The organism is Flavobacterium glycogeni (assembly GCF_048286775.1).
In the GTDB taxonomy this organism is placed as follows: domain Bacteria; phylum Bacteroidota; class Bacteroidia; order Flavobacteriales; family Flavobacteriaceae; genus Flavobacterium.
This window is the reverse complement of sequence record NZ_JBLVPV010000046.1, coordinates 1-6,770: the sequence shown is the minus strand read 5'-3', so window position 1 is coordinate 6,770 and position 6,770 is coordinate 1. Positions and strand designations below refer to the sequence as shown.

Sequence of the window (6,770 nt, the reverse complement as noted above, 5' to 3'; positions counted from 1 at the left end):
TATACCATAGTCTTCTCGTAAACTATATGATAATTGAGTAGATAAATCATCAAGCTCTTGATACGTTAATTCCTTGTCCTCAAATACTAATGCTATACTGTTCGGAGTCTTCGCAACCTGCTCTTCAAATAAATCAATAATCGTTTTATCTTCAGGATGAGCTACTCTAGTGTCATTGAAGGCTAATAATAATTGATATTTTTCCTCTTCAGATAGGTAATTAATGTTTTTTATGGGATTATATGGATTTTGTAATACTTCGGCAATTAATATCTTGAAATGATTTATTAATCTCTCAATCATTTCAAAATCATAAATATCATTGTTGTAAGAGGTAACAAAGGATAATGCATCTCCAGTTTCTTTGAACTCAAATTCAAAATCAAAATTCGCTTTTCTTGAACCTAAGTCCACAATAGTACTAAAATTGTCTTTGTCTATTTGAAAATTATCTTTTGCATCTGAAGTATTATGGAAAGTAATCATGCTGTCAAAAACAGAATTTCTATTTGTATCCCAGTTCAGATTCAGATCGGAGACTAACATATCAAAAGGATAAATCTGATGTGAAAAAGCTTCCATTGTTGATTTTTTTACTTTTTCAAAAAAGTTAAAGAAACTGTCTTCCTGATCAATTTCATTTCGCAATACTAATGTATTTATATAAAAACCTATTTGATCTTCCAAATCTGAATCTTCTCTGCCAGCTACAGCAGTACCCATTATTATATCCTGCTGTGATGTATATTTATTTAAAAGAATTTTTAAGACTGTCAAAAGCCCCATAAATAAACTTCCTCCATTTTGGTTGCAGAAACCTTTTATTTTATTAGTTAACTCAGGAGATAAATAAGTCCGTAAAATATGTCCATTATATGTAATAACTCTAGGCCTTTCTTTAAAACTTGGCAGGTCTAATCTAGGTAAATCTCCTGATAACTGTTGCCTCCAAAAATTTCTATGGCTTTTATAAGCTCCTGTTTCTATTGAAGATAACTGCCAAGTTGCGTAATCCTTATACTGTATAAGTAAATCTTTCAAATCACACTCAACATCAGATTTAAATGATTGGTAATAGGAAAAAAGATCTCTTTCTAAAATATTTATTGACCATCCATCTGTAATTATGTGATGCATGTTGTAATAAAGAATATAATGTTCATCCGTCAATTTTAGAAAAGATATTCTAAGAAGAGGTCCATTTTCAAAATCAAATGCAATTTCATTATCTTCTTGAATATATTGCTTTACTTTCTGATATGGCTCTTTTTCATTTCTAAAATCAATATGGTTTACCTTAAAATTTAATTCTTCATCACTTAAAATCCACTGTCTTATCTCTCCTTCTTCATTTAATTTAAAAATAGTCCTAAGTATCTCGTGACGCTTAATTACCTTAAAAACAGAATCTTCTAAAATATTAATATCAAAATTTTCATTTAGTTCAATTTGATTACAAATGTGATACGCTTTCGACTTTTCTTCTATTTGACTTTGTATCCATAATCTTTTTTGGGCATGAGAAATTGGGTAACTTTCTAATACTCCAATGCTTTTAATTCCTTTATTGACATTTGAATGTTTAGTAAGAAAATAGACTAACTTTTCTTTATTGGTTCTTAATTTATTAAGTATTTCACTATCAATCTCGCCATCAAAATTGATCTCAAGATTATTTTCTTTCAATGAAATTCTTATATTTTTATCTTCTAATTCTTTTACTAAATCTAACATTTTATCTACGCTTTGTCTATTTTTACCTAATGATTTCCAACGAAAAATCACACTAACGAATCACTATTAAATAATAATTGTGTTTTCTCCTTTAACCTTTTCTTGCAGATTAATGAATTTAATTGCTAATTCTATTTCCTCAGAAAACTCTTTTACAGTTGGATTTAAATAAAAGTCCTGGATACTTGATTCTACACCAAATAATTTATTTACCCTTTTTATTACAGTCATTGCTTTAAGTGAATCACCTCCCATTTCAAAGAAATTATCTAAAACTCCAATTTTTTTATATCCAAAAAACGATTGAATTATTTGACATAATTCTTCTTCCATTATAGTTGAAGGAGCTAAATAATCGACACTTATAACGCTACGATCAATATCAGATGATTTGGTTTCATCTATAGGTAAATTTTGATTTAATTTGAATGAATTTGGGTCTTTGACAGATATAATGACTTGAGCGAGTGAATCTACAAAAAAAGATTTTTCGAATACTTCAATTAGCTTTTGATGATTGATTCTTTCCTCAGTAATCCCGTCTAAATTAACACAAAACCAGTTTTGTAATTCTTCCTTCTTATTGCAAATAAATGAATCTATAAATGCATTTGCTACTGAATATGCCCCAAATGTTAAACCTCCCAAAACAGAAGCAAGACTAGAAGTAACCCATACAAAATCTAAGGAATTATTTTTAAAAATATTATAAATATTTACAGTCCCATTAATTTTTGGCAAAAATTGTTTTAAGGCAATTTCTTTATTTAAATTTTCTATTGGTTTAAAAGTTTCCTTATCTATATTTCCAGCTGCATGAATAACTCCTGATATTTTTCCGTGATCAGATTCAATATTTTTAATAACATTATAAAATGCATCATAATCGGAAACATCTGCATTGTAATAAAAGATTTGTCTATTTTCCCTTTTTAGGTTTTTTAAATTCTGAATTATATCAATCTTTTTAGAATCGCTCGAAATATCATTTAAAAGATTTTCCCAAAGATCTTCAGACGGAATAGAACTTCTTCCAATAATTATTACTTTAGAAGAATATGTATCTGATAGATATGCGGCTAATGTTTTTCCAACATTTCCCATACCTCCAGTAATTAAGTATACTTTATTTTCTTTTATATACTTATTTTTATCATCTGTCTCTAAACTAATATTTTCATAAAATTCTACCCAACGTATGCTATTTCTAAAGGCAACTGTTGTATCTGAATAATTATATTTTAACTCCCCAATAATTTTCTGGATCGTTTCGGAATCATCATTTTCTTGTTTGATGTCTATACTACAACTAAATATATTTGGATTCTCTTGAGAACATACATAAAGCTGTTTCATTGATGTTATCATTGATATGTTGCTTTTCCTATCATCAGTGACAGCATGATTTAAACTACATAATAATGTGATTTTCTTCTTAGAGTTAGGGAAATAATCAATCAAACATTTACATAGGCTATTGAATATTAAAAAGGTTGACAATATTGTTTCTTGATCTTCACCTTCGAAATCCCAATTGAATAAAACTTGTTCGATTTCAATCTTATTATTTCCTAAATTTTTGAATAATGATATGAAATCATTTTCATTAACAGGATTTATTCTAAACGAATGTTTATCGTAACATTCAAAATCTGTTCCTCTTTCAACTTCAATAACAGTATTTTTCTCTTTCCGTAATTGATCTTTAAGAGATGTTATCAATTTCCCTTTATTGGACAAAATTAAATAATTCTGATTCTTCTTTATTTCTTGTCCTTTCTTGCTTAAGAATGATTTTTTCCAATTTGGCATGTAAAACCATTCATTAAATGGTCTTACATCATTAAAAAAACAATTTTCAGTTAATTTCTGAAAAGGATCAACTATAAAATCAAGTTTATAATTATCAAAACTATAAGTAGGTACAGAAATTCTAGTTCGCACTTCTGATGAATAATATTCTTTCCAATTTATCTTAATTCCTTGGTTCCAAATCTCTCCTATTGCATTAGTAAATTTTCTATTATCATCAATGGATTCATTAAAATGTCTTACTAACTCAATAGTAGTATTCATATTTGAATAATATTTATTTTGCTTACTAAACGTTAATAATGTTTTGCCTGGTCCGATTTCAAGATAAACAGCATCTTTTTCTTTAAGTAGAAAATCAATTCCATCTTTAAAATTAACTGTTTCCTTTACATGTTTAACCCAATATTTTGTTGATGTTGCTTCTTCATCAAGAATTTGTTTCCCAGTCAAATTGGAAATAAAAGGAAACTTCGCTTTCGATAATTTTATATTATTTAGTTCTTTTTCATATTCTTCTGAAATAACATCCATCATCTCAGAATGAAATGCATGTGATGTTTTTAGTTGAGAAAAAGGAATTTCGTTGAAAGTTAAAACTTGAATAAAATCAGCTATCGCATTTTTGTTTCCTGAAACCACACATGACGTTTCTGAATTTATTGCCGCAATCGACAAGTCTTTAGTTAATAATTCTATAACTTCATTAACTGACGCACTTATAGCAATCATATCTCCTTTTTCCACCTCACTCATTAATTGTGATCTTCTTACAATTAATTTTAAGGCATCTTCCATAGAAAAAACTTCTGCAATACACGCTGCGGCATATTCACCCAAACTATGTCCAATCATGTAACTTGGTTTTATTTCCCATTTTAATAAAAGGGAAGCCAACGCATATTCTATTAAGAAAAGAATTGGTTGTGTATATCGTGTTTCATTGATCAAATTTGCATCTATGTTCTCATTTAAATTATATCCAATAATTTCTGAATAATCTTCTCCTGTTAGATTAAATAATATTTTGAAGCCTTCATCCATAAATATTTTAAAAAGAGGTTCGTGATTATATAAATCTTTACCCATTTTAAAATACTGACTCCCTTGACCTGGAAACATAAAAACTAAATTCTTGATACTCTTTTCAACTGATATTTGATTTTTATTGCTAATAATTTCATTTAATTTAGAAAGAACCTCTTCTTTGTTCTCACAGACCATAAAATTTCTGTACAAAAATGCTTCTCTTCCTATTTTCAAAGTGTATGATAAGTCCGCCAAATTGAACATTTCCTTACTAACAAATTCTTTTAATTTAGTAGAATATTTTTTTAATGAGTTCTGGCTTTTTGCTGAATATTGGATTAATTGAAATGGTCTAGAATTGCCTTGATTTTCTTCGTTTTGAAATTCTTCCAAAATTACATGAACATTAGTTCCTCCTATTCCAAAACTACTCACTCCGGCCCTTAAAGGAAACGAATCTTTTTGCTCCCATTTTTTTAGCTCTGAATTAACATAAAATGGACCTCCCTCAAAATTTATTTTAGGATTTGGAATTGAATAATGTAATGATGCAGGAATCATTTTATTTTTTAAAGCCAATACTGTCTTTACTAATCCCGCTACTCCCGCAGCATTACCCAAATGACCTAAGTTGGATTTAAGAGAACCAATTGCACAATCATGTGAAGTATCATAATTAAAAGCCTTATTAAGTGATTCAATTTCAACAGGATCTCCCAAATGAGTTGCGGTACCATGAGCCTCTATATATGATATTGTATTATATGGAACTTTAGCTATATTTTGTGCCATCTCAATACAGTCCGACTGACCTGTAACACTTGGCGCTGTAAAACCTACCTTCCTTTTACCATCATTATTGGCTGCAGTGGAACGTATAACAGCATAAATATTATCTTTATCTATTATTGCCTCTTCTAATCTTTTTAATACTACTACAGCTGTACCCTCAGATCCCATTGTCCCTGTAGATTCACTGTCAAATGTACGACAATGACCATCTTTTGAAGAAATCATACCTTCTTTATAGAAATATCCTTTATCTTTTTTTGTATACAAATTTATCCCTCCAGCAATTGCTAATGAACATTCTCTTAACAATAAACTTCTACTTGCCATATGTACTGTGGCTAATGAACTTGAGCAAGCAGTATCAATAAAGACGCTAGGTCCTTTTAAATTTAAACTATAAGAAATTAAGGTGCTAATAAAATTTTTATTATTTATGTGAGATAAGAAAAAAGGATCCACATTTTTATTCTCACTCATTAAACTATGAGCTATCCAATTAAAATTATCAGCAGCTGTCATATAAATACCTATTTTATCTGAATATGATGATGAATTATATCCTGCATCTTCTAATGCTAACCAAACTTGCTCATGTAAAAGCCTTATTTGTGGATCCATTAAATTAGCCTCATCCTTAGTATAACCAAAAAAAGGATAATCAAAGCTGTCTGAATTATCTAAAAAGGTTTTTATTTTTACATAGTCAGGGTTATTAATGATACTTTTATCTATTCCTTCTTCAAGAAGTTCTTCATCTGTATAAAACTGTATCATTTCATTTCCTTCTTTCAAATTTTCCCAAAACTGATTTAAATCTTCTGTTTTGGAAAATTTACACGAAATACCAATAATTGCAATATCTCTTTTTATCGATTCTCTTTTCATAAATGTCTTTTTTTTAACCTTCGATTCATTCTAAAAACTCATCAAATATTCGTGATAAATCTTCATGTTTTTTATGTGAATTTTCTGATATATATTTTGGTTTAGCTTCAATTCTGTTTATCAAATTATAAATTTTATTTGATAACTCATTAACATTTGGGAATTCAAAAAGTATCGAAATACTGATTACTAAATCAAATTCTTTTTTTATTAGATTTACAATGTTTATTAATTTCAAAGAATTCAGTCCCAAATCAAAGAAATTATCATTTATACCAATTTCATTCTCTTTACAATTTAAAATTTTAGCAATTAACGTAACCAGTTTCTCTTCAATTTCATTTCTTGGAGCTACATATTCTTTTTTAATTACATCCTCACCTGTCACACTTGGCAATGCTTTTCTGTCTACTTTCCCGTTTGAAGTTAATGGCATAGAATCTAGTTCTACATAAAAACTAGGAACCATATATTCTGGAAGATTTTTTACTAAATATCCTCTCAATTCTGATTTATCT

The 6,770-nt window shown here is 28.4% G+C and carries 3 protein-coding genes; all 3 read right to left on the bottom strand.

Going from position 1 to position 6,770, the window contains the following annotated elements:
- The coding region (locus ACNQGX_RS18060; RefSeq protein ID WP_417978658.1) for a condensation domain-containing protein at positions 1-1,734 on the bottom strand (1,734 nt) is incomplete at its 3' end.
- A gap of 66 nt (positions 1,735-1,800) precedes the next feature.
- On the bottom strand, positions 1,801-6,252 hold the full coding sequence (locus tag ACNQGX_RS18055; RefSeq protein WP_417978656.1) for a type I polyketide synthase: 4,452 nt from the start codon (positions 6,250-6,252) through the stop codon (positions 1,801-1,803).
- 25 nt (positions 6,253-6,277) lie between these two features.
- The coding region (locus ACNQGX_RS18050; protein WP_417978654.1) for a phosphopantetheine-binding protein at positions 6,278-6,770 on the bottom strand (493 nt) is incomplete at its 5' end.

Coding starts and splice junctions, on each gene's coding strand:
- ACNQGX_RS18055 (WP_417978656.1), bottom strand. CDS start 6,252: ATGAAAAGAGAATCGATAAAAAGAGATATTGCAATTATTGGTATTTCG.